Raw genomic sequence first — 22,656 nt, 5'->3', positions numbered from 1 at the left:
GCCTTGCGCTGCTCGCCTTTCGCGGGGTCTCGCTCAAACTCGCCTTCGGCTCAGACAGTCGCGAGCCCTGATCCGCGAAAGGCTGCGCTGCTCAGCGGCGCAGAGGGGATCGCCCGTCCCGCACCGCATGCCGGGCTTTGGGGTGTGCGAGCAATCCCGACGTCTCCAACGCCGATGCAACCCCGACCTGTCCGCGGTGGCGGGCGGTATGCCCTGGGCCGGCCGTTGAGGCACCGCCGAGCAGCGCAGCGGCAGGCGGATAAAGGGCCGCGCGTGTTTGAGCGCAACGCAGTGGAGCGAGTTTGCGCGGACCCCGCCTGTCGCGAGCAGCGCAGGGCAGCCGCGAAGCGGCCGGTGACGTCGGCCGGTCCAGGGCATACCGCCCGCCGCCGCCACCCCTCTGCATGCAACCAAGAACCTTCGAAAGCCAAGTCATGAAGATAGAAGCCCAGCCCTTCATCTACGAATTCGACATCGCCCAAACCGCCCTCGTCCTCATCGACATGCAACGGGACTTCATCGAGCCCGGCGGCTTCGGAGAAAGCCTGGGCAACGACGTCTCCCTGCTCGAGGCCATCGTCCCTGCCACAAAGAAGGCCCTCGAAGCCTGGCGAACGGCAGGCGGCCTCGTCGTCCATACCAGAGAGGCCCACAAGCCCGACCTCTCCGACTGCCCACCGGCCAAGCGCAACCGCGGCAATCCCGCCTTGCGCATCGGCGACGTCGGCCCCATGGGCCGCATCCTCGTGATGGGCGAACCGGGCAACCAGATCATCGATGCGCTGGCACCCATCGAAGGCGAGATCGTGGTCGACAAGCCCGGCAAGGGCGCCTTCTACGCCACCGCCCTGCACGAGACGCTGAAGCGGCGCGGCATCACCCACCTGCTGTTCGGCGGCGTCACCACCGAGGTCTGCGTGCAGACCAGCATGCGCGAGGCCAACGACCGCGGCTTCGACTGCCTGCTGCTCGAGGACTGCACCGAGAGCTACTTCCCCGCCTTCAAGGCGGCCGCCATCGAGATGATCCGCGCCCAGGGCGCGATCGTCGGCTGGACCGCGCCGAGCGCCGCCTTGCTGGCCGCGCTGGGCACGCACTAACATGGCCGGTGTGACGACCGTCCGAACGCCTTCCCAGTCCGCTGCATCGGCACCCGTGTTCCGCACCCGGGCCGACGAGGTCTATGCGCAGCTCAAGCGCGACGTCGCCGAGTTCAGCCTGGTCCCGGGCGACCGCTTCACCGAGAACGAGATCAGCGAGCGCCTCGGCGTCTCGCGCACGCCGGTGCGCCAGGCGCTTTTCAGGCTGCAGCAGGAAGGCTACGTCGAAGTCCTGTTCCGCAGCGGCTGGCGCGTGCTGCCCTTCGACTTCGAACAGTTCGAGCAGCTCTACGACCTGCGCATGGTGCTCGAGACCACGGCCGTGCACCGGCTCTGCGAGAGCGACCATCGCGTCGACCGCAGCCTGCTCGACACGCTGGCCGGCATCTGGCTGGTGCCCGCCGCCCAGCGCAGCGCCGACTCGGTGCAGGTGGCGCAGTGGGACGAGGCCTTCCATTGCTCCCTGGTCGCGGCCGCCGGCAATGCCGAGATGGCGCGCGTGCACCGCGACGTCACCGACCGCATCCGGATCATCCGCCGGCTCGACTTCACCAAGCAGCCGCGCATCGACGCGACCTACGACGAGCACGCCAAGATCCTGAAGGCGATCCGCGCCAACCGCGGCGACCAGGCCGCCATGCTGCTGCGCGCGCACATCGAGACCAGCCAGGCCGAGGTGCGCAAGATCACGCTGCACGAGATGCACATGGCGCGGCACGCGGGGCGGGCTCAGGCCGCCGAGGCCGTGCCCGCCGTTTCCGTCAGCCGCTTGCGCAAGAATTCCGCGAACGCATAGGCGATGACCGGCAACTGGCGTCCGCGCAGGCTGGCCAGCACCAGCTCGCCGCGCGGAAAGCCCCGGTCCTCGATGTCGCGGGCCACCACGTCGCGGTCGTCGCTCGAAACGACTTCCGACGGCATCCGTCACTTCTTGTAACGATCGTGTGAAAATCGCTCGTCCGCAGTGGGCGCATGGCAGCTTCAGGCCGGTGCCCACACGCCCGGGCCTTTCTCACGGTGCAACGGGGCTGGCTGTAGGTTCTGCGGGTCGACTGTTTTCCGGCGCGAGAGGCCGGATTGGATCATCGGGCTGGTCGCGCGCGACGCACCGGCGATCGAGGCGGGCAGGCGCGCCAGATGGCTGCGCCGGCGTTCACAGGGAAAAGTCGTAGTCCACCGTGATCGGCGCGTGGTCGCTGAACTTGATGGTCTTGAAGATCGCCTCATGTCGCGCCAGGGCGCCGAGCTTCGGCGTCGCCAGGTGGTAGTCCAGCCGCCACCCCACGTTGTTCGCATAGGCCTGGCCGCGGTTGCTCCACCAGGTGTAGGCGTCGCCGGTGGTCTCGGGCTTGAGCATCCGGTAGACGTCGACCAGTCCCGCGCCCTCGGCGCCGGCGTCGAGCAGCTTCGTCATCCAGGCGCGCTCCTCGGGCAGGAAGCCGCTGTTCTTCTGGTTGCCGCGCCAGTTCTTGAGGTCGATCTCCTGGTGCGCGATGTTGATGTCGCCGCACAGGATGAACTCGCGTTCGCGCTTCAGTGCGCGCAGGTGCGGAAAGAAGCCCTTGAGAAAGCGGAACTTCGCCGCCTGCCGCTCTTCGCCCGACGAGCCGCTGGGGAAGTAGCAGCTGATGATCGAGAGCTTGGCGTTAGGCGTGTCGAAGCGCAGCTCGAGGTAGCGGCCCTCGGCATCGAATTCGGCATCGCCCCAGCCCACCACCACCTCGCTGGGCGCATGCCTGGTGTAGATCGCAGTGCCGGCGTAACCTTTCTTCTCGGCGAAATGGAAGTGGCCCTTCAGGCCCGCCATCTCTTCGAAGCGCCCCTCGATGTCGCTGGCCTGGACGCGGATTTCCTGCATGCAAATACAATCCGGCGCCAGTTCGGCCACCCAGTCGGCGACGCCCTTGGTGGCAGCCGATCGCAGGCCGTTGAGGTTGAGGCTGGTCAGTTTGAACACGAGGACATTCCCTATGGCTGAAAAGATGGAAAAGGACGGCGCACTGGCACAGGCGTTCGTGCAGTTTGCGCTGGAGTCGGGGGTGCTGCGCTTCGGCGAGTTCAAGACCAAGGCCGGCCGCCTCAGCCCGTATTTCTTCAACGCGGGCCTGTTCGACGATGGCGCCAAGCTCGCGCGGCTGGCCGAATTCTATGCAGACCGGTTGATCGCCAGCGGGGTGGAGTTCGACATGATCTTCGGCCCGGCGTACAAGGGCATTCCGCTCGGCGCCACGGTGGCGGCCGAGCTCGCGCGGCGCGGCCGCAACGTGCCCTTCGCCTACAACCGCAAGGAAGCCAAGGACCATGGCGAAGGCGGCACGCTGGTCGGCGCCCCGCTCAAGGGCCGGGTGCTGATCGTCGACGACGTGATGTCGGCCGGCACCGCGGTGCGCGAATCGATCGCCGCCATCCGCGCTGCCGGCGCCACGCCGCACGCGGTCGCGATCGCACTGGACCGGCAGGAAAAGGCGACCGAGAACGGGGTCGACGTGGACCACAGCGCCGTGCAATATGTACGCAATCAGCTCGGACTTGTAGTAATTTCCATTGCATCGCTGGACGACTTGTTACAGTATCTCTCGGGCCGCGCGGATGACGAGCTGGGCACCCACCGCCAGCACGTGCTGGCGTACCGGGCACGTTACGGCGCGGGCTGATTCAACCCATCTGAAGGATTGATGTTGGCGAGCAAGCAAGCACTGAAGGCATTTCTGGCGTTCTCGCTGGCTGCGGCCGGCGCGGTGCAGGCACAGCAGCCCGCGCGCACGCCATCCGCCTCCGCCGGCATCTACAGTTGCACCGACGCGCGCGGGCGCACCCTCACGGCCGACCGCCCGATCCCCGACTGCATCGACCGCGAACAGCGCGAACTCAACCCGAGCGGCACCATGCGCCGCAAGGTCGAGCCGACCTACACGGCGCGCGAGCAGGCCGAGCGCGAGGAGCGGGAACGCCTGACGCAACTGCAGGCGGCCCGGCTGCTGGAAGAGCGGCGGCGCGAGCGAGCGCTGCTGGTGCGCTACCCCAACCCGGCAACCCACGACCGCGAGCGCGCCGAGGCCCTGGTACAGATCGACGTCGTCATCCAGGCCGCCAGGAAGCGCCTGGGCGAACTGGCCGAGGACCGCAAGAAGGTCGACGACGAGCTCGAGTTCTACAAGAAGGACCCGAGCAAGGCCCCCGAAGCGGTGCGTCGCAAGATGGAAGACAACGCCAGGAGCGTCGCGGTGCAGAACCGCTTCATCGGCGAGCAGGAAGAGGAAAAGAAGCGCCTGAATGCGCGCTTCGACGAGGAACAGGCGCGTCTCAAGCCGCTCTGGGCGTCGAACGCGGCTGCCGCTTCAGCGCGGTAGCGAACGGCGCGCCCTGACTGCATCCAAGGAAACAGTCGCATGGGCAACCGGATCTTCACGCTGGACTATCTGCGCGGCCTCGCGGCGTTGATGGTGTGCATTTGCCACTTCGCTCCAGCACTGTCGGGGGCAGCGGCCGATCTCGCGAAGCACGGGGCGGTCGGCGTCCAGGTGTTCTTCGTCATCTCGGGCTACATCATTCCCTACAGCCTTCTGAAGGGTGAGTACCGGATCACGGACATCGGCCGGTTCTGGCTCAAGCGGCTGTTGCGCCTGCAGCCCACGTACGCCGTCGCGCTGCTGTTCACGTTCACGCTCTCGCTGGGGGCCGCGATGGTCAAGGGCGAGGCGCCGAAGATCTCGGTGCTGCAGCTGTCGCAGTATTTCCTGTACCTGGACGTCCCGGGCGAGAATCCGGTGATATGGACGCTCATCGTGGAGATGAAATATTACCTTTTCATCTCCATTTTCTTTCCGCTCCTGTTCTCGCGGCGCCGCCTGGTCCGCATCCTCTCGTTCTGTGTCTGTGCCGCGGTCGCCGCGTTCGGGGCCGACCATCTGGACGTCGTCCGCCATCTTCCCTATTTCCTGATGGGATTCGTGGCCTGCTACGTCGCCATCCTTCGGATCCCCACGGCCGAGGCCGCAGGGCTGGTCCTGCTGGCCGCCGCCGCCGCCATACCGAAGTCCTCCTACCCCGAACTGGCGGCAGGCCTCTCGTGCTACCTGGCGATCCGCTACCTGCCGGCGATGCGGCTGAGGGTGGCGCTTTTCCTGGGCTCCATTTCCTATTCCCTGTATCTCATCCATTTCCCGCTCGGGGTGAAACTGCTCAACCTGGTGCTCCCCCGCACGCCGGAGTCGCTGCACGCCGTGTGGGTGCCGATCGGCGTTGCGGTGTGCACTGCGGCGGCCTACCTGCTTTTCAGGCTGGTCGAGAAGCCATCGAGCGAGTGGTCGCAACGGCTGCCGATATCGGCAACACGGGCGCTGCAGCAGCGCCAGCCCAAGGCCGCCGCGCGCACCTGAAGCAATGCCAGCGCGGCACGCCCCGATCCGGCCGGCGCAGCCAGGCCCATTGGTGAAACACCGCGGAACCGGCTTCGCCGGGCCGCTGGTGTTGCCCCCGGTAGGGGGTGGGCGCCCGACACGAAGTGCGGGCAACCTGGGGGCGAGCTACCTACCCCAGCTTGGCTTTCAGCAGCGCATTGACCTGCGCCGGGTTGGCCTTGCCCTGGCTGGCCTTCATGACCTGGCCGACCAGCGCGTTGAAAGCCTTCTCCTTGCCGGCGCGGTACTCGTCGATGTTCTTCTGGTTGGTGGCCAGAACGCCGTCGATGATCTTCTCGAGCGCGCCGCTGTCGCTCATCTGCTTCAGACCCTTGGCCTCGATCAGCGTGTCGACGTCCTGGCCTTCGCCGGTCCAGAGGGCGTCGAAGACCTGGCGCGCCGCATTGTTCGAGATCGTGCCGTCGCCGATGCGTTCGACCAGCTTCGCGAGTTGCGCTGCCGTCACCGGGGCTTCGCTGATCGCGATGTCCTGCTGGTTCAGGCGCCGTGCGATCTCGCCCGTGATCCAGTTGCTCGCCAGCTTGGCATTGGCGCCGGCGGCCACTGCGCCCTGGAAGTAGTTCGCCAGGGCCGGGCTCTGCGTGAGCTGCGCGGCGTCGTAGTCCGACAGGCCGTGATCGCGCACGTAGCGCTCGGCCATCGCGCGCGGCAGCTCGGGCATTTCGGCGCGCACGCGCTCGATCCATTCGGCCGCGATCGCCAGCGGCGGCAGGTCGGGGTCGGGGAAGTAGCGGTAGTCGGCCGCGTCTTCCTTGGTGCGCATCGCGCGGGTCTCGCCCGTGTCGGGGTCGAACAGCACGGTGGCCTGCTGGACCTGGCGGCCGTCCTCGATCTCCTCGATCTGCCAGCGGATCTCGTAGTCGATCGCCTGCTGCATGAACTTGAAGCTGTTGAGGTTCTTGATCTCGCGCCGCGTGCCGAGCTTGTCGCCGGGCTTGCGCACCGAGACGTTGGCATCGCAGCGGAAGCTGCCTTCCTGCATGTTGCCGTCGCAGATGCCGATCCAGGTGACGATCTTGTGCAGCTCGCGCGCATAGGCCACGGCCTCGGCGGTGGAGCGCATGTCGGGCTCGGTCACGATCTCGAGCAGCGGCGTGCCGGCGCGGTTCAGGTCGATGCCCGACTGGCCGATGAAGTCCTCGTGCAGCGACTTGCCGGCGTCCTCCTCGAGGTGGGCGCGCACCAGGCGCACGGTCTTGGGCTCGTCGCCGAGGAAGAAGCTGACCGAGCCGCCCTGCACGACCGGGATCTCGAACTGGCTGATCTGGTAGCCCTTGGGCAGGTCGGGATAGAAGTAGTTCTTGCGCGCGAACACGCTGCGCGGCGCGATCGTCGAGCCCAGCGCCAGGCCCAGCTTGATGGCGCGCTCGACCGCGCCCTTGTTCATGACCGGCAGCGTGCCGGGCAGCGCCAGGTCGACCGCGCAGGCCTGCGTGTTGGGCTCGGCGCCGAAGGCGGTCGAGGCGCGGCTGAAGATCTTCGAGGCGGTCGAGAGCTGGGCATGGGTCTCGAAGCCGATGATGACTTCATAGCCGCGGACCAGCGGGCCGGTGGGCCGGCCGGCCTGCAATTGTTCGGTGATGTCTTGCTGCGTCGTCATGTCAAAAGCCTTCGGGCTTGCGCTGGTGCCAGTCGGTGGCCTGCTGGAAGCGGTGCGCCGCGTTGAGCAGCTTCGCCTCGGCGAAGTAGTTGCCGATCAGCTGCACGCCGACCGGCAGGCCGCCGTCGAAGCCCGCCGGCACGCTCATGCCGGGCAGGCCGGCGAGCGAGGCTGGCAGCGTGAAGATGTCGGCGAGGTAGTCGGCCACCGGGTCGCCGCCGTGTTCACCGAGCTTCCAGGCCACGCTGGGCGCGGCCGGGCCGGCGATCACGTCGCACTGGGCGAAGGCCTGCTGGAAGTCGTCCGCGATCATGCGGCGCACCTTCTGCGCCTGCAGGTAGTAGGCGTCGTAGTAGCCGTGCGAGAGCACGTAGGTGCCGATCATGATGCGGCGCTTGACCTCGTCGCCGAAGCCTTCCTCGCGGGTCTGGGCGTACATGTCGGCCAGGTCGCGGTAGTTCTTGGCGCGGTGACCGAACTTGACGCCGTCGAAGCGGCTCAGGTTGCTCGAGGCCTCGGCCGCCGCGATGATGTAGTAGACGGGAATCGACAGCTCGGTGCGCGGCAGCGTGATCTCGACGCGGCGCGCGCCGAGCTTCTCGTACTCGGCCAGCGCGGCGTCGACCGCGGCGCGCACGCCGGGCGCCACGCCTTCGCCGAAGAATTCCTTCGGCACACCGATGCGCAAGCCCTCCAGAGAATCCTTGAGCGAGCGCGAGAAGTCCTCGGCCGGGCGGGCCAGCGAGGTCGAGTCGCGGTCGGGGTCGGGCCCGCACATCGCCGACAGCAGCAGGGCGCAGTCCTCGGCCGAGCGGGCCATCGGGCCGGCCTGGTCGAGGCTGGAGGCGAAGGCGACCATGCCGTAGCGCGAGGCGCGGCCGTAGGTCGGCTTGATGCCGGTGACGCCGCAGAAGGAGGCCGGCTGGCGGATCGAGCCGCCGGTGTCGGTGCCGGTGGCGGCCGGCGCCAGGCCGGCGGCCACGGCCACGGCGCTGCCGCCCGAGGAGCCGCCGGGGATGCGGTCGGTGTCCCACGGGTTGCGCACCGGCACCGCGTGGTCGAAGCCGATCGCGGGCACGGCGACGTTCTCGTTGGCCGAGCCCATCGCGAACTCGTCGCAGCTCAGCTTGCCCAATGTCACGGCGCCGGCCTCGGCCAGCTTGCGCACCACGGTGGCGTCGAAGGGCGAGCGGTAGCCCGCCAGGATGCGCGAGCCGGCGGTGGTCGGCAGGTCGGCGGTGACGAAGATGTCCTTGTGGGCTATCGGCACGCCCTCCAGCACCGCGCCGGAGCCGGCGGCGATGCGGGCATCGGCGGCGCGGGCCTGGGCCAGCGTGAGGTCTTCGTCGAGCGCCACGAAGGCGCCGAGGTCCTGGTGGGCCCGGATCCGGAAAAAATGATGCTGGGCGGCCTCGACCGCCGACACCTTGCGCTCGCGCAGGGCCGCGGCCAGCCCGGCCACGCCCATCTGGTGAAGTTCGCCGCTCATTCAATCACCTTCGGGACCAGGAACAGGCCGTTCTCGACCGCCGGCGCACTGCGCTGGTTGGCCTCGCGGTTGTTGGGCTCGCTCACCACGTCATCGGCCAGCCGAAGCGTGATGTCCTCGATGGCGGCGACCGGATGGGCCAGCGGCTCGACGCCGGCGGTGTCGACCGCGCGCATGCGCTCGACCAGGTCGAAGAAGCCGTTGATCTGGCCGAGCATGCGCTCGCTTTCGTCGGGGGCCAGCTGGAGCCGCGCGAGCGAGGCGATGCGCGCGATATCGTTGGAAGTGAGGGACATCGAAAAAAAGAGCGTTCTGACGCAAAAATCGGGCGTGTTCACCCCCCGCAAAGGTGCGTGAAACCGCGGGAGAGTCAGGGGATTCGGGTATTATCCCGCCTTTGCCGCAACCCCCGCGAACGCGCCGGCATTTGCCGCAAAAACGTTTCAAACCACCCGTCACACGACCCAAAAAAGAGGGCGATGGCTGCCGACGCGCATGCCGTGCCCCAGAGGATTCCACCATGTTTGGAGCTTTTCGTCGGTACTTCTCGACCGACCTGGCGATCGACCTCGGCACCGCCAACACCCTGATCTTCGCTCGCAACAAGGGCATCGTCCTGGACGAGCCCTCGGTCGTCGCGATCCGCCACGAAGGCGGCCCGCACGGCAAGAAGGTGATCCAGGCCGTGGGCCGCGAAGCCAAGGCGATGCTCGGCAAGGTGCCCGGCAACATCGAGGCCATCCGCCCGATGAAGGACGGCGTGATCGCCGACTTCGTGATCACCGAGCAGATGATCAAGCAGTTCATCAAGATGGTGCACCCGCGCTCGCTGCTCACGCCGAGCCCGCGGATCATCATCTGCGTGCCCTGCGGCTCGACCCAGGTCGAGCGCCGCGCGATCAAGGACGCGGCCGAAGCGGCCGGCGCCACCTCGGTCTACCTGATCGAGGAACCCATGGCCGCCGCGATCGGCGCCGGCCTGCCGGTGTCCGAGGCCAGCGGCTCGATGGTGGTCGACATCGGCGGCGGCACCACCGAAGTCGGCGTGATCTCGCTCGGCGGCATGGTCTACAAGGGCAGCGTGCGCGTCGGCGGCGACCGCTTCGACGAGGCCATCATCAACTACATCCGCCGCAACTACGGCATGCTGATCGGCGAGCCGACGGCCGAAGTCATCAAGAAGAACATCGGCTCGGCCTTTCCGGGCTCCGAAGTCAAGGAGATGGAAGTCAAGGGCCGCAACCTCAGCGAAGGCGTGCCGCGCAGCTTCACGATCAGCAGCAACGAAGTGCTGGAAGCCCTGACCGATCCGCTCAACAACATCGTCTCGGCGGTCAAGAACGCGCTCGAACAGACCCCGCCCGAACTCGGCGCCGACATCGCCGAGCGCGGCATGATGCTGACCGGCGGCGGCGCGCTGCTGCGCGACCTCGACCGCCTGCTGGCCGAAGAGACCGGACTGCCGGTGCTGGTGGCCGAAGACCCGCTGACGTGCGTGGTGCGCGGTTGCGGCATCGCACTCGAGCGCATGGACCGCCTGGGAAGCATCTTCACCAGTGAATAGCTCGCCCCCAGGTCGCGCGCACTTCGTGTCGCGCTCCCACCCCCTGCCGGGGGCGGCGCCTGCGGCCCGGCGGAGCCGGTTCCGCGGCACCTCCCGAACCATTTAAATAGCGCTGCTGTCGTGGCATAAAGCGTCATGCCGCTTGGCACCCTCGATCGAACCGCACCGCCCCTCTTCAACCAGGGGCCGTCGGCGCTGAGCAAGCTGATCTTCTTCAGCGCGCTGGCGCTGTTCCTGATGGTGGCCGACGCGCGCTTCCACCTTGTGCAGCCGATCCGGCTGGCGATCGGCACGGTGCTCTATCCGGTGCAGTGGCTGGCGCTCAAGCCGGTGCAGCTGGTGGCCGGCGGGGGGCGCTACCTGGAGGACCTGCAGACCGCGCAAGGCAACGAGGCGGACGCCCGCAAGGCGCTCGCGCTGCAGTCCGAGCGCGCCAGCCAGGCCGACACCCTCGCGCAGGAGAACGCGCGCCTGCGCTCCATGCTCGAACTGCGCCAGACCACCCAGACCCCGGGCCGGGTGGCCGAGGTGCTCTACGACGCGGCCGATCCGTACACCCGCAAGCTGGTGATCGACCAGGGCCTCACCAACGGCATCGTGCCCGGCTCGCCGGCGATCGACGAGCTCGGCGTGCTCGGCCAGGTGACGCAGGTGCAGCCCTTCTCTAGCGAGATCACGCTGGTGATCGACCGTGACCTGGCGATCCCGGTGCAGAACGTGCGCACCGGCGCGCGCAGCGTGGCCTTCGGCGACGCCAGCGCGCACGGCGGCGGGCTCGAGCTGCGTTTCATGCAGGCGAATTCGGATGTGCAGGAAGGCGACGTGCTGACCACCAGCGGTGTCGACGGGGTCTATCCGCCGGGTCTGCCGGTGGCGAAGATCGACCGCATCGAGCGCCGTGCCGACTCCGCCTTCGCGCGCATCCATTGCCTGCCCGTGGCCCGTGTGAGCGCGGCGCGCTATGTGCTCGTGCTCGCGCCCACCGGTGCCCAGGCGGTGCCGAAGCCGACCCCGCCCAACTCCCCCTCGGCCGTCGCCGCGAAGAAGAAGGCCGACAAGGCGGATGCCAAGGCCGACGCCAAGGCGGATGCGAAAGCGGCCAAGAAGACCGACAAGAAGGAAGCGGCCCCGCGATGATCATGCGTCCCGGCCAGCAGCAGCTTCTGCTGCCCGTCAGTCCTCTGTTCATGTGGGCCAGCCTGATCATGGCCCTGCTGTTCAACATGGTGCCGCTCGGCCGCGCCGCCTGGACGCCCGACCTGCTGGCGCTGGTGATCGTGTTCTGGAGCGTGCACCAGCCGGCGCGCATCGGCATCGGTGCGGCCTTCGTCTTCGGCCTGCTGATGGACGTGCACCAGGCCGCGATGCTCGGGCAGCATGCCCTGTCCTACACCACGCTCGGTTTCCTGGCGACCATGGTGCACCGGCGCCTGCTGTGGTTCCCGCTCTTCTCGCAGGCGCTGCAGGTGCTGCCGCTGTTCGCGCTGTCGCACCTGATCGAGCTCGCGATCCGCATGATCGGCGGCGGCGTCTTCCCGGGCTGGACGCTGCTGCTGGCACCGGCACTGGAGGCCGCCCTGTGGCCGCTGGTCAGCCTGGTGTTGCTGGCGCCGCAGCGCCGAACCCCGGAACCCGATGCCAACCGGCCGCTCTAAGATGGCGCCCGCTGCTGCATGACCGAAATCCGCAACGTTGCCGCCGACCTCTCCCGTTTCAGGCGGCGAGTGATCGTGATCGGCGGGGTCGTGCTCGTGGCCTTCGGGCTGCTGTGCACGCGGCTGGCCTACCTGCAGGTGGTCCGGCACGAAGACCTGGCCGAGCAGGCCGAGAGCAACCGCACGGCGATCGTGCCGGTGGTGCCGAACCGCGGCCTGATCCTCGACCGCAGCGGGATCGTCCTGGCCTCCAACTACTCCGCCTACACGCTCGAGATCACGCCCTCCAAGGCCGGCAATCTCGAGGACACCATCGATGACCTGACCGAGGTGCTCGAGATCTCGCCGCGCGACCGCCGCCGCTTCAAGCGGCTGCGGGAAGACTCGCGCAGCTTCGACTCGGTGCCGATCCGCACCCGCCTGAGCGACGAGGAAGTGGCTCGCTTCGCGGCCCAGCGCTACCGCTTTCCGGGCGTGGAGATCAAGGCCCGGCTGTTCCGCAACTATCCCCACGGCGAGCTGGCCAGCCACGTGCTGGGCTACATCGGCCGCATCAACCAGGCCGAGAAGACGGCGATGGAAGACTGGGAAGACGAGGACCTGGCCAACTACAAGGGCACCGAGTACATCGGCAAGCTCGGCGTCGAGCAGAGCTACGAGAAGACGCTGCACGGCCAGACCGGCGTCGAGCAGATGGAGACCTCGGCCGGCGGCCGCGCCGTGCGGCGGCTCGCCGCCCATCCGGCGACGCCCGGCAACACGGTCATGCTGTCGCTCGACATCAAGCTGCAGAAGCTGGTCGAGGACATGTACGGCGAGCGCCGCGGCGCCCTGGTCGCCTTCGACCCCAAGACCGGCGAGATCCTGGCCTTCGTGAGCAAGCCCACCTTCGATCCGAACCTGTTCGTCGAGGGCATCGACACCGAGAGCTGGAAGGAGCTCAGCGAGTCGCTCGACAAGCCGCTGCTCAACCGTGCATTGCGCGGCACCTATCCGCCGGGTTCGACCTACAAGCCCTTCATGGCGCTGGCTGCGCTGCAGACCGGCAAGCGCGGCCCCAGCGTGCTGGTCAACGATCCCGGCTACTTCAACTTCGGCGGCCACCGCTTCGGCAGCCCCGAAGGCAACATCGGCAACGTCGACATGCGCCGCTCGATCCAGCTGTCGAGCAACATCTATTACTACTCGCTGGCCAACGAGATGGGCGTGGACCTGATTCACGACGCGATGAAGCCGCTGGGCTTCGGCCAGATCACCGGCATCGACATCGGCGGCGAGGTCCGCGGCGTGCTGCCCAGCACCGAGTGGAAGCGCCACGCCTACCGCCGGCCCGAGCAGAAGAAGTGGTATGCCGGCGAGACCATCTCGCTGGGCATCGGCCAGGGCTACAACACCTTCACGATGCTGCAGCTGGCGCAGGCGACCTCGATCGTGGCCGATGGCGGCATCAAGCATCGGCCGCACCTGGTGCTGGCGATCCGCGACACGGTCACCGGAGAGGTCAAGCCGGTGGTGCAGCCGCCGGCCGAGAACCTCGGCTACAAGCCGGCCGACATCGCCGTGATCCGCGAGGGCTTGACCGCGGTGGTCACCGCCGGCACGGCGCGCGGCGTGTTCGCGGGCGCCGGCTACCAGGCGGCGGGCAAGACAGGCACCGCGCAGGCCGTGACGCAGGCGCAGAACACCAAGTACAACGCCAAGGCGCTCGAGGAGCACCAGCGCGACCACGCCCTGTTCATGGCCTTCGCGCCGGTCAACGACCCGAAGATCGCGGTGGCGCTGATCGTCGAGAACGCCGGCTGGGGCGCGGGCGCCGCGGCGCCGATCGCGCGCCGCGTGTTCGACTACTGGCTCATGAACCAGTACCCGAGCGAGGCCGACATGGCGGCGATCCAGATCGGCAAGGCCACGGCGCCGATCGGCAAGCCGCGCGTGGCGAGCGAAGTCGCCTGGCAGGATTGAGCTCGCCCCCAGGTTGGGCTCACTTCGTGTAGCCCGCCCACCCCCTACCGGGGGCGCAGCCAGCGGCCCGGCGAAGCCGGTTCCGCGACTGCCCACGAACAGGCGTGCGCTGCGCGCCGCCGCCGAACAACCACAGCGCCACTATTCACCGGCCGGCGCAGCCAGGCCCGTTGGTGAAACACCGCGGAACCGGCTTTGCCGGGCCGCTGGTGTTGCCCCCGGTAGGGGGTGGGCGCCCGGACACGAAGTGCCGGGCAACCTGGGGGCGAGCTACATGAACGCGTCGTAGGCCGTTTTTAGGATGAGGGCGCCGACCACCACGATGAAGACCTTGCGCACGAAGGCGGCGCCATGCTTGATCGCAACCCGCGCGCCGATCACGCTGCCGGCCACGTTGGCCACCGCCATCGTCAGCGCCAGCTGCCACAGCACGTGGCCCTTGAGCCCGAACAGCAGCAGCGCGCCCAGGTTGGTCATGGTGTTGAGCAGCTTGGCCGAGCCCGCCGCGTTGAGGAAGTCGTAGCCCAGCCAACGCACGAACAGGAAGACGAAGAAGCTGCCGGTGCCGGGCCCGAAGAAGCCGTCGTAGAGGCCGAGCAGGACGCCGATCGCGCAGGTGGCGAGCAGTTCGGCGCGGCCGCTGAAGCGCGGCGCATGGTGGCGGCCCATGTCCTTGCGCGCCAGCGTGTAGAGCAGCAGGGCGACCAGCACCAGCGGCAGCAGCTTGCGCAGGAAATCCCCCGGCACCACGGTCACGGCCCAAGCGCCGGCCAGCGAGCCCGCGAAGGCCAGCGCGCCGGCCGGCAGCAGCGTGTGCCAGCGCAGCCCGACGCGATGGTGGAACTGCGCCGCGGCCGCGGCCGTGCCCCAGACCGAGGCGCTCTTGTTGGTGCCCAGCAGCGTGGCAGGGGCGGTGCCCGGCAGCACGCTGAACAGCGCCGGCACCAGGATCAGGCCGCCGCCGCCGACGATGGAATCGATGAAACCCGCGAACAGCGAGGCGAGGGTCAGCATCAGAACGTCCATGGACGAAATTGTCTCACCCGGGGTTGCGCTCTCTCTGGCGCGAGACCTCCAGCGCCCGCCGGCCACCGGCGGCGAGCCCAAAAGAAAAGGCGCCGACTTGCGGCGCCTTGTTCAAAAAAACGGCATCTCGTGCGGATGCCTTAGCTGAGCTTGTTCTGGTTCTTCGAAAGATGTCTCCTCGGTCCCCCGCGCTGCGGGCTGGCCCGTTTGCGAGTGCCGAGACTTTAGTTCGACGCACCGTGCCAGTGCATCGGGGATTACCCGCCAAGAGAAACAAATGGATACATCACGAGGCGGCAGCGGCCTCTCGCACCCATCCGGCCGCCTTCTCGGCCATCATCAGCGTCGGGCTGTTGGTGTTGCCGCTGGTGATGGTGGGCATGGCCCCGGCATCGACCACCCGCAGCCCCTGGATGCCGCGCACGCGCAGGCGCGAATCCAGCACCGCCATCGGGTCGCCGTCGGCGCCCATCCGGGTGGTGCCCACCGGATGGAAGATGGTGGTCGCGATGTCGCCGGCCAGCCGCGCCAGCTCCTCGTCGCTCTGGTACTGCACGCCGGGCTTCCATTCTTCGGGGGCGTACCTGGCAAGCGCGGGCTGGGCCGCGATGCGCCGGGTCACGCGCAGCGAATCGGCCGCCACCTTGCGGTCCTCGTCGGTGCTCAGGTAGTTGGGCGCGATCGCGGGCGCGTCGCCGAAGCGCGCGCTCTTGATGCGCACCGTGCCGCGGCTGGTCGGGTTCAGGTTGCACACGCTGGCGGTGAAGGCCGGGAAGCTGTGCAGCGGCTCGCCGAAGGCATCGAGCGAGAGCGGCTGCACGTGGTACTCGAGGTTCGGCCATTCGTGCTCGGGCGAGCTGCGCGTGAAGGCGCCGAGCTGCGAGGGCGCCATGCTCATCGGCCCGCTGCGCTTGAGCAGGTACTCCAGGCCGATCTTCGCCTTGCCGTAGAGCGACGAGGCCATCACGTTGAGCGTGGGCGCGCCCTGGATCTTGTAGACCGCGCGGATCTGCAGGTGGTCCTGCAGGTTGGCGCCGACGCCGGGCAGGTCGGCCACCACCTCGATGCCGTGCTGGTTCAACAGCTCGGCCGGGCCGATGCCCGACAGCTGCAGCAGCTGCGGCGAGCCGATGCTGCCCGCGCACAGCAGCACCTCGCGGGTGGCATGCGCCGTGACCATCTCGTGGCCGTCCCAGACCTGCACGCCGGTGCAGCGCCGCGTCCCGTCGGCCTGCGTCTCGACGATCAGCTTCGTCACCTGGGCGTTGACCCACATCTCGAAGTTGGGCCGGCCGTAGCAGGTCGGCCGCAGGAAGGCCTTGGCGGTGTTCCAGCGCCAGCCGTCCTTCTGGTTGACCTGGAAGTAGCCCACGCCCTCGTTGCTGCCGCGGTTGAAGTCGCTGCTGTGCGGAATGCCGGCCTCTTGCGCCGCCTGCGCGAAGGCGTCGAGGATGTCCCAGCGCAGGCGCTGCTTCTCGACCCGCCACTCGCCGCCGGCACCGTGCATCTCGTCGGCGCCGAGGTAGTAGTCCTCGTGCTGCCTGAAGGCCGGCAGCACGTTGTTCCAGCGCCAGGTGTCGTCGCCGGTGAGCGCGGCCCATTGGTCGTAGTCGCGCGACTGGCCGCGCATGTAGATCATGCCGTTGATGCTGGAGCAGCCGCCCAGGGTCTTGCCGCGCGGGTAGCGCAGCGTGCGGCCGTTCAGGCCGGCATCGGGCTCGGTGCTGTAGAGCCAGTCGGTGCGCGGGTTGCCGATGCAGTAGAGATAGCCCACCGGGATGTGGATCCAGTGGTAGTCGTCCTTGCGCCCGGCCTCGATCAGCAGGGTGCGCTGCTGCGAGCTGCGGGTCAGGCGGTTGCACATCAGCGCGCCGGCGGTGCCGCCGCCGATCACGATGTAGTCGAAGGTGGTGTCGCTCATTCGGTTCTTGCTTGTCTCTTGTCGTTGTGGGAATCCAGCCGCCTTCGACCAGGTCTACTTCGCCGTCGGCATCACGAACTCGGCGCCCTTGGGCGTGCTCTCGGGCCAGCGCTGCATGATCGACTTCTGCTTGGTGTAGAAGCGCACGCCTTCCTCGCCGTAGGCGTGCATGTCGCCGAACAGGCTCTTCTTCCAGCCGCCGAAGCCATGCCAGGCCATCGGCACCGGGATCGGCACGTTGATGCCCACCATGCCGACCTGGATGCGCCGGCTGAACTCGCGCGCCACGTTGCCGTCGCGCGTGAAGCAGCTCACGCCGTTGCCGAACTCGTGGGCGTTGATCAGGTCCACCGCTTCCTTGAGGTCGTGCACCCGCACGCAGGACAGCACCGGGCCGAAGATCTCTTCCTTGTAGATGCGCATCTCGGGCGTGACGTGGTCGAACAGCGAGCCGCCCATCCAGAAGCCGTCGCTGCAGCCTTCTCCTGCCGCGTCGCCGTCGAAGCCGCGGCCGTCCACCACCAGCTTTGCGCCTTCCTTCTCGCCCTGCGCGATGTAGCCCGTGATGCGCTCGTGCGCCGCGCGCGTCACGATCGGGCCCATCTCGGCCTCGAGATCGGTGCCGTTGCGCACCTTCAGCGTCCTGGCGCGCTCGGTCAGGAGCGGCATCACGCGGTCGGCCACGTCGCCCACCAGCACCGCCACCGAGATCGCCATGCAGCGCTCGCCGGCCGAGCCGTAGCCCGCGCCGATCAGTGCGTCCACGGTCTGCTCGATGTCGGCATCGGGCATCACCACCATGTGGTTCTTGGCGCCGCCCAGGGCCTGCACCCGCTTGCCGTGGCGCGCGCCGGTCTCGTAGATGTAGTTGGCGATCGGGGTCGAACCGACGAAGCTGATGGCCTTGACGTCCGGGTGGTCCAGCAGCGCGTCGACCGCCTCCTTGTCGCCCTGCACGACGTTGAAGACGCCGTCGGGCAGCCCGGCCTCCTTGAGCAGCTCGGCCATGCGCAGCGACGGGCTCGGGTCGGTCGGGCTGGGCTTGAGCACGAAGGTGTTGCCGGCGGCGATCGCCACCGGGAACATCCACATCGGCACCATCACCGGAAAGTTGAACGGCGTGATGCCGGCCACCACGCCCAGCGGCTGGCGCAGGGTCCAGTTGTCGATGCCGGTGGAGACCTGGTCGGTGAAGTCGCCCTTGAGCAGCTGCGGGATGCCGCAGGCGAACTCGACGATGTCGATGCCGCGCGTGACCTCGCCCTGGGCGTCGGTGAAGACCTTGCCGTGCTCGGCGGTGATCAGGTGGGCGAGTTCGTCCTTGTGCCGGTTCAGCAGTTCGAGGAACTTGAACATCACGCGGGCGCGACGGATCGGCGGCGTGTCGGCCCAGGCCGGGAAGGCGGCCGGGGCGGCGGCCACCGCTGCATCGACGTCGGCGCGGTTGGCCAGCGCCACGCTGCCGGTGGCGGCGCCGGTCGCGGGGTTGAAGACGTCCTGGGCGCGGGTGGACTTCGGGGCTGCGACGCGGCCGCCGACGAAGTGATGGATCGGGGTCTTGCTCATCTGCATGGTGTTCTCCTGCCGGCACGGCCGGCGAGTGGGGGAGTGGCGGGACAGGACGGGGAGAGTGCGGTCCAGCGCCGATTGTGGCAAACGCCCGCGGGTTGCGCGAACGCCTGCACGCAGGGCGGCCATCGCGAGCTCCGGCGCAGACGCACCCGGTTACGATGTTGCGTTTTTGTTTTTTCGCTGTACGACCTGCCGCCGCCTCCATGCCCACCGATTCGCCGATGCCCGCCGACGCGCCAGATGCGCAGGGCGCGCCGCCGCGCGTCGCGGAGCGTGAGCAGGAGGGCCGCCGATGGGCGATCGCCAGCGGCCGATGGACCGTGCTGGCGATGTCCGTCCCGACCGCCTGGAGCGTCCTGTCCGAGAGCCTGAAAGAGGTTCCCGCGCAGGCCGATCAGCCCTGGGACCTGCGGCCGATCGAGCAGCTCGACCACATCGGCGCCCAATTGCTCTGGGATCACTGGCGGCAGGCCTGGCCGGCTCGCGTCGAGATGGATTCGCGGCACAAGGCCGTGCTCGACCAGGTCGCGCTGTACACCTGCAGCGCGCCCATCGAGCCTGCGGTGACGCTGGCCGCGCGCTTCAAGGCCTTCGCCCACAACGGGCCGCGCATGATGTTCGCGGCGCGCGATTTCCTCGGCCTGATCGGCCAGCTCACGCTCGACCTCGGCAAGCTGGCCCGGGCGCCGCACCGCGGCCCCTGGCGCGATTTCTCGGGCCAGATCTATCAGTTCGGCACCACCGCGCTGCCGATCACGGCGCTGGTGGGACTTCTGATCGGCGTGGTGCTGGCCTACCTGACCTCGCAGCAGCTGCGCCAGTACGGCGCGGAGACCTTCATCGTCAACATCCTCGGCCTGTCGCTGATCCGCGAGCTCGGCCCGGTGCTGGCGGCGGTGCTGATCGCGGGTCGGTCGGGCTCGGCCATTACCGCGCAGATCGGCGTCATGCGGGTCACTGAGGAGCTGGACGCCATGCGCGTGATGGGCATCCCGCACGGCTTCCGGCTGGTGATGCCGCGGGTGCTGGCGCTGGCCATCTCGATGCCGCTGATCAGCATGTGGACCTCGATGGCGGCGCTGTTCGGCGGCATGATCGCGGCCGACCTCGCGCTCGACATCTCGCCGGCCTATTTCCTGTCGGCGCTGCCGCGCGCCGTGCCGATGTCGAACCTGTACCTGGCGCTGGCCAAGTCGGCCGTGTTCGGCGTCCTGATCGCGCTGATCGGCTGCTACTTCGGCCTGAAGGTCAAGCCCAACACCGAAAGCCTCGGCCGCGGCACCACCTCCTCGGTCGTGACCTCGATCACGGTGGTCATCCTGGTCGATGCGCTGTTCGCGGTGCTGTTCAAGGGCGTGGGACTGCGCTGATGGCCGACCTTCCGTCCAACGAGGCCGAGCGCGTGGTGGACATCCGCAAGCTCTGGACCGTCTTCAAGACGCCCGACGGCGACCAGGTGGTGCATCGCGATCTCGACCTGACCCTCTTGCGCGGCGAGGTGCTGTCGCTGGTGGGCGGCTCGGGCACCGGCAAGACCGTGCTGCTGCGCCAGATCCTCGGGCTCGAGCATCCGACGAAGGGCGAGCTCACGGTTCTGGGCCGGCCGCCCGGCCAGCTCAGCGCGATGGGCGCCGCCAACGTCGGCATGCTGTTCCAGCACGGCGCCCTGTTCTCCGCCTTCAGCGTGCTCGACAACATTGCCTTCCCGCTGCGCGAACTCAAGCTGCTGCCCGACGACCTGATCCGCGACGCCGCGCTGGTCAAGCTGCAGATGGTCGGCCTGAGCCCGCAGCAGGCCACCAAGAGCCCGGCCGATCTCTCGGGCGGGATGATCAAGCGGGTGGCGCTGGCACGCGCGCTCATCATGGACCCGCCGCTGCTGCTGCTCGACGAGCCCACGGCGGGTCTCGACCCCGAAAGCGCCGACGGCTTCTGCGACCTGCTGCGCGGCCTGCATCGCGAACTCGGCCTCACGGTGGTGATGGTCACGCACGACCTCGACACATTGTTCGATCTCAGCAGCCGGATCGCGGTGCTGGCCGACCAGAAGGTGATCGTCTCCGGAACGGTGCGCGAGGTGATCGCCTATCCGCATCCGTTCATCCACGAGTACTTCCTCGGTGGCCGCGGCAAACGCGCCATGGAAGCGCTCCATGAAGGGGCGGCCAGCCGGCCGGCTCCTCTGAACCAAAGGTAGCCGCCATGGAAAACAAGTCCCATGCCATCGCTGCCGGTGCCTTCGTGCTCGGCCTGGCCGCCGTGCTCGTCGCGCTGGTGGTCTGGCTCACGCGCGACGACACCGTGCGCAACATGTACGAACTGTCCACGCGCGACCCGGTGAGCGGATTGCAGCCGCAGGCGATGGTGCGCTACCGCGGCATCGCGGTCGGCAAGGTCGCGTCGATCGACTTCGACCCCAAGGTCAAGGGCAATGTGCGCGTGCGCATCAGCGTCGACGAGCGCGTGCCGCTCACCACCTCCACCTTCGCGACGCTGAGCTATCAGGGCGTCACGGGGCTGGCCTTCATCGCGCTCGACGACCGGGGCGAATCCCAGGTCTCGCTGGTGCCCGACAACGCCAACCCGCCGCGCATTCCGCTCAGGCCTTCGCTGCTGGCGCAGCTGCAGGACCGCGGCGAGGCCATCATCAACCGGGTCGAGGAAGTCACCCAGCGGGTCAACACGCTGCTCGGCGACGACAACCAGAAGCGCATCGCCGATGCCCTGGAGAGCATCTCGGCCGCCGCGGCGGGTGCCAACCAGCTCACGAAGTCGCTCGACAACACCGTCAAGACCGGGCTGAACCCGGCGCTCAAGGCGCTGCCGCCGCTGGTGGAGCGCACCAAGGACACCATGGTGACGGTCAAGGCCGCTGCCGCGGACGTCTCGCGCGTGGCCAACAGCTTCAATGCCACCGCGACCCGCCTGAACGCCAAGGACGGCCCGATCGACCGCCTGGGCGACGGCACCAAGGCCTTGTCGCAAGCGGTGGATTCCTTCAACAACGCCACGCTGCCGCGCGTGAACCGCGTCGCCGACGACACCTCCCGCGCGGTGCGCCGCCTCGGCCGCGCGGCCGACGGCATCAGCGACAACCCGCAGTCGCTGCTGTTCGGCAGCGGCGGCGACGTCGCCGGCCCGGGGGAGCCCGGGTTTTCCGCGCCGGCGGCGACCGCGAGTCCGTGAAGGCCATTCCATGACTCCCATGAACGACGCTCTGAAGCATTCCCTCGCCGGCCTGGCCGCCGCGCTGCTGCTGGCGGGTTGCGGCGCGCTGCCCGACAAGCCGACCCGGGCCGCCCTCTACGATTTCGGGCCCGGCAACACGGTGCCGGCGCCGGCTGCCGCCTCCTCGCCGGCCCCGCGCGCGCTGCCGATGATCGCGCTGGCCGAGGTCGATGCCAATTCGCGGCTCGATGGCACCCAGCTGCTGTACCGCCTCGGCTACGCGGATTCGAACGAGCTGCGGCCCTACGGCCAGTCGCGCTGGAGCCAGCCGCCGGCGCAGCTGCTGCGCCAGCGCTTGCGCGAGGCGCTCTCGGCCGGCCACACGGTGCTGGGCCCGGAGGAGAGCGCCACCATCGCCCGCACCGCGGGCCGCCTGCCCGACACCCTGCGCGTCACGCTGGAGGAGTTCAGCCAGTACTTCGAGTCGCCCGAGCGCAGCATCGGCCTGGTGCGCGTGAGCGCCACGCTGACCCGCAGCCAGCCCGCCGGCGACAAGGTGCTGGCCCAGCGCAGCTTCACGGTCCGCAAGCCGGCGCCGACCCCCGACGGGCCCGGCGGCGTCAAGGCCCTGGCGGCGGCCAGCGAGGTCGTGGTGGCCGAGTTGGTGGCCTGGGTCGACGCGCAGTAGGCCGGCGCGTCCGAGACCATCGGCAGCCGCCATGCGCATCGGCATCATCTCCGACACCCACGGGCTGCTGCGGCCCGAAGCGCTGGACTTCCTGCGCGGCTGCGATCACATCGTGCACGGCGGCGACATCGGCGGGATGGAGATCATCGACGCCTTGTCCGCGCTGGCCCCGCTGACCGTGGTGCGCGGCAACAACGATGGCGCTGCCTGGGCCGAGGCGGTGCCGGAAACGGCGCTGCTGGAAGCCGGTGGCCTGCGCCTCTTCGCGATCCACGATCTGGCGCAATTGCGCATCGACCCGGTCGCGGCCGGCATTCGCGTCGTGGTGTCCGGCCATTCACACCGCCCGCGGGCCGAGCAGCGCGGCGCGGTGCTCTATCTGAATCCCGGCAGTGCGGGGCCGCGCCGCTTCAGGCTGCCGGTCTCGGTGGCCGAGCTGCGGATCGATGGCGAGGCGATCGTGCCGCGCATCGTCGACCTGGGCGCATAG

The 22,656-nt window shown here is 68.6% G+C and carries 22 protein-coding genes; 14 read left to right on the top strand and 8 right to left on the bottom strand.

Annotation, left to right across the window (positions count from 1 at the left end; all coding sequences use genetic code 11):
• The first annotated feature begins 434 nt into the window (after positions 1 to 434).
• Positions 435 to 1,100 carry a cysteine hydrolase family protein gene (locus AC1DYK_RS31510; protein ID WP_478169892.1) on the top strand — a complete coding sequence of 222 codons (666 nt, stop codon included), beginning with the start codon at positions 435 to 437 and terminating at the stop codon, positions 1,098 to 1,100.
• A gap of 10 nt (positions 1,101 to 1,110) precedes the next feature.
• Complete coding sequence (locus AC1DYK_RS31505) at positions 1,111 to 1,896, top strand: GntR family transcriptional regulator (protein ID WP_478169891.1); 786 nt, start codon at positions 1,111 to 1,113, stop codon at positions 1,894 to 1,896.
• On the opposite strand, the gene AC1DYK_RS31500 is transcribed toward AC1DYK_RS31505, so the two are convergent.
• Both AC1DYK_RS31500 and AC1DYK_RS31495 read right to left on the bottom strand, forming a co-directional pair.
• Positions 1,830 to 2,021, bottom strand: a complete 192-nt coding sequence (locus AC1DYK_RS31500) for a hypothetical protein (protein ID WP_478169890.1) — start codon at positions 2,019 to 2,021, stop codon at positions 1,830 to 1,832. The two genes, AC1DYK_RS31505 and AC1DYK_RS31500, sit on opposite strands and share 67 nt — an antisense overlap.
• Before the next feature lie 232 nt (positions 2,022 to 2,253).
• The gene (locus AC1DYK_RS31495) at positions 2,254 to 3,057 is read right to left on the bottom strand and encodes an exodeoxyribonuclease III (protein WP_478169889.1); all 804 of its coding nucleotides are present in this window, start codon (positions 3,055 to 3,057) and stop codon (positions 2,254 to 2,256) included.
• 13 nt (positions 3,058 to 3,070) lie between these two features.
• On the opposite strand from AC1DYK_RS31495, the gene pyrE reads away from it, so the two are divergent.
• From pyrE to AC1DYK_RS31480, 3 genes are read left to right on the top strand one after another with little or no spacing between them, the layout of a single operon-like run.
• A complete protein-coding gene (pyrE, locus tag AC1DYK_RS31490) occupies positions 3,071 to 3,754 on the top strand; it encodes an orotate phosphoribosyltransferase (RefSeq protein WP_478169888.1) in 684 nt (227 codons plus the stop codon).
• A 24-nt stretch (positions 3,755 to 3,778) separates the two neighbouring features.
• Positions 3,779 to 4,450, top strand: coding sequence for a DUF4124 domain-containing protein (locus AC1DYK_RS31485; protein ID WP_478169887.1), 672 nt, complete (start codon positions 3,779 to 3,781; stop codon positions 4,448 to 4,450).
• Positions 4,451 to 4,489: 39 nt separating this feature from the next.
• On the top strand, positions 4,490 to 5,479 hold the full coding sequence (locus tag AC1DYK_RS31480; protein ID WP_478169886.1) for an acyltransferase family protein: 990 nt from the start codon (positions 4,490 to 4,492) through the stop codon (positions 5,477 to 5,479).
• A 151-nt stretch (positions 5,480 to 5,630) separates the two neighbouring features.
• Here AC1DYK_RS31480 and gatB read toward each other — a convergent pair whose 3' ends face one another.
• From gatB to gatC, 3 genes are read right to left on the bottom strand one after another with little or no spacing between them, the layout of a single operon-like run.
• On the bottom strand, positions 5,631 to 7,121 hold the full coding sequence (gene gatB, locus AC1DYK_RS31475; protein WP_478169885.1) for an Asp-tRNA(Asn)/Glu-tRNA(Gln) amidotransferase subunit GatB: 1,491 nt from the start codon (positions 7,119 to 7,121) through the stop codon (positions 5,631 to 5,633).
• A 1-nt stretch (position 7,122) separates the two neighbouring features.
• Positions 7,123 to 8,610: an Asp-tRNA(Asn)/Glu-tRNA(Gln) amidotransferase subunit GatA gene (gene gatA, locus AC1DYK_RS31470; protein ID WP_478169884.1), complete on the bottom strand. Its 1,488-nt coding sequence runs from the start codon at positions 8,608 to 8,610 to the stop codon at positions 7,123 to 7,125.
• Positions 8,607 to 8,906: an Asp-tRNA(Asn)/Glu-tRNA(Gln) amidotransferase subunit GatC gene (gene gatC / locus AC1DYK_RS31465; protein ID WP_478089406.1), complete on the bottom strand. Its 300-nt coding sequence runs from the start codon at positions 8,904 to 8,906 to the stop codon at positions 8,607 to 8,609. The genes gatA and gatC overlap by 4 nt, the downstream gene beginning before the upstream one ends.
• Positions 8,907 to 9,130: 224 nt before the next feature.
• Between gatC and AC1DYK_RS31460 the strand changes: the two genes are divergently transcribed.
• The 4 genes from AC1DYK_RS31460 (at position 9,131) to mrdA (ending at position 13,791) form a co-directional block, all read left to right on the top strand.
• Positions 9,131 to 10,174: a rod shape-determining protein gene (locus tag AC1DYK_RS31460; RefSeq protein WP_077002382.1), complete on the top strand. Its 1,044-nt coding sequence runs from the start codon at positions 9,131 to 9,133 to the stop codon at positions 10,172 to 10,174.
• A gap of 135 nt (positions 10,175 to 10,309) precedes the next feature.
• Entirely contained in the window at positions 10,310 to 11,311 is a 1,002-nt protein-coding gene (gene mreC / locus AC1DYK_RS31455; RefSeq protein WP_478169883.1) for a rod shape-determining protein MreC, read from the top strand.
• Positions 11,308 to 11,829, top strand: coding sequence for a rod shape-determining protein MreD (gene mreD, locus AC1DYK_RS31450; protein ID WP_478089403.1), 522 nt, complete (start codon positions 11,308 to 11,310; stop codon positions 11,827 to 11,829). The genes mreC and mreD overlap by 4 nt, the downstream gene beginning before the upstream one ends.
• A gap of 18 nt (positions 11,830 to 11,847) precedes the next feature.
• Positions 11,848 to 13,791 (top strand): penicillin-binding protein 2, encoded by a 1,944-nt coding sequence (gene mrdA, locus AC1DYK_RS31445; RefSeq protein ID WP_478169882.1) that lies wholly within the window; start codon positions 11,848 to 11,850, stop codon positions 13,789 to 13,791.
• 270 nt (positions 13,792 to 14,061) lie between these two features.
• Here the strand turns inward: mrdA and AC1DYK_RS31440 are convergent, their stop codons facing one another.
• From AC1DYK_RS31440 to AC1DYK_RS31430, 3 genes are all read right to left on the bottom strand, one after another.
• Positions 14,062 to 14,817: a sulfite exporter TauE/SafE family protein gene (locus AC1DYK_RS31440; RefSeq protein WP_478169881.1), complete on the bottom strand. Its 756-nt coding sequence runs from the start codon at positions 14,815 to 14,817 to the stop codon at positions 14,062 to 14,064.
• A 286-nt stretch (positions 14,818 to 15,103) separates the two neighbouring features.
• Positions 15,104 to 16,738 (bottom strand): GMC family oxidoreductase, encoded by a 1,635-nt coding sequence (locus AC1DYK_RS31435; protein WP_478169880.1) that lies wholly within the window; start codon positions 16,736 to 16,738, stop codon positions 15,104 to 15,106.
• A 54-nt stretch (positions 16,739 to 16,792) separates the two neighbouring features.
• Positions 16,793 to 18,304, bottom strand: coding sequence for a CoA-acylating methylmalonate-semialdehyde dehydrogenase (locus tag AC1DYK_RS31430; RefSeq protein ID WP_478169893.1), 1,512 nt, complete (start codon positions 18,302 to 18,304; stop codon positions 16,793 to 16,795).
• Between the two features lie 209 nt (positions 18,305 to 18,513).
• Here AC1DYK_RS31430 and AC1DYK_RS31425 point away from each other — a divergent pair, with 209 nt between their 5' ends.
• The 5 genes from AC1DYK_RS31425 to AC1DYK_RS31405 are packed head-to-tail and all read left to right on the top strand — an operon-like array spanning position 18,514 to position 22,656.
• A complete protein-coding gene (locus tag AC1DYK_RS31425; RefSeq protein WP_478169879.1) occupies positions 18,514 to 19,680 on the top strand; it encodes an MlaE family ABC transporter permease in 1,167 nt (388 codons plus the stop codon).
• The gene (locus tag AC1DYK_RS31420; protein WP_478169878.1) at positions 19,680 to 20,507 is read left to right on the top strand and encodes an ABC transporter ATP-binding protein; all 828 of its coding nucleotides are present in this window, start codon (positions 19,680 to 19,682) and stop codon (positions 20,505 to 20,507) included. Before AC1DYK_RS31425 ends, AC1DYK_RS31420 begins: the two co-directional genes overlap by 1 nt.
• A gap of 5 nt (positions 20,508 to 20,512) precedes the next feature.
• Positions 20,513 to 21,496, top strand: a complete 984-nt coding sequence (locus AC1DYK_RS31415) for an MlaD family protein (protein ID WP_478169877.1) — start codon at positions 20,513 to 20,515, stop codon at positions 21,494 to 21,496.
• A 19-nt stretch (positions 21,497 to 21,515) separates the two neighbouring features.
• The gene (locus AC1DYK_RS31410) at positions 21,516 to 22,166 is read left to right on the top strand and encodes an ABC-type transport auxiliary lipoprotein family protein (RefSeq protein WP_478169876.1); all 651 of its coding nucleotides are present in this window, start codon (positions 21,516 to 21,518) and stop codon (positions 22,164 to 22,166) included.
• A 31-nt stretch (positions 22,167 to 22,197) separates the two neighbouring features.
• Positions 22,198 to 22,656 carry a metallophosphoesterase family protein gene (locus AC1DYK_RS31405; protein ID WP_478169875.1) on the top strand — a complete coding sequence of 153 codons (459 nt, stop codon included), beginning with the start codon at positions 22,198 to 22,200 and terminating at the stop codon, positions 22,654 to 22,656.

It is taken from the genome of Variovorax sp. P2_H12 (genome assembly GCF_056403395.1).
The sequence above is the reverse complement of the archived record's forward strand: the minus strand, read 5'-3'. Positions and strand labels throughout refer to the sequence as shown.